This window comes from Salegentibacter lacus (genome assembly GCF_020164555.1).
Classification (GTDB): Bacteria; Bacteroidota; Bacteroidia; order Flavobacteriales; family Flavobacteriaceae; genus Salegentibacter; species Salegentibacter lacus.
This window is the reverse complement of sequence record NZ_JAIQZB010000062.1, coordinates 1-629: the sequence shown is the minus strand read 5'-3', so window position 1 is coordinate 629 and position 629 is coordinate 1. Positions and strand designations below refer to the sequence as shown.

At 43.7% G+C, this 629-nt stretch carries 1 protein-coding gene; it reads left to right on the top strand.

What is annotated here, in order from left to right:
* The coding region (locus LB465_RS18085; RefSeq protein ID WP_224471315.1) for a transposase at positions 1-629 on the top strand (629 nt) is incomplete at both ends.

Genomic DNA, 629 nt, shown 5'->3' with positions numbered 1-629 from the left:
GAGCAGGCCCTTCAGGAGAACATTCATTTTATGTGGCTCAGCGGTCAAAGTAAACCCGATCATAATACCATCAATGATTTTAGGGGCAAACGCTTAAAAGGGAAGTTTAAAAATATCTTCAACCAGGTGGTTCTTTTATTGGCCGACCAGGGTGTACTGTCCTTAAAGGAACTCTTTGTGGATGGCACCAAGATAGAGGCCAATGCCAATCGCTTTACTTTTGTATGGGGCAAATCGATCAAGAACAGCAAGGCGCGCATCAAGAAACAGCTCCGGGAACTATGGTCTTATGTGGAACAGGTTTATGACCAGGAACAAATGCTTCCCAATGAACCTGATTTTGATGCTATCGATCCGGCTGAAGTAGCCAAAACCATTGATGCCATTAATGACGCATTAAAGGATAAGGAGATCGATAAAAAAGTAAAACAAAAGCTCAACTATGCCAAGAAGAACTGGCCCGGAAACCTGAAGAAATACCAGGAGCAGGAAGCCCTTCTGGGCAAGCGCAACAGCTATAGCAAAACAGATCCCGATGCCACTTTTATGCGGATGAAAGATGATTATATGCAAAATGGGCAATTAAAACCCGGGTATAACCTTCAGGCCTCCACCAATAACCAGTTCAT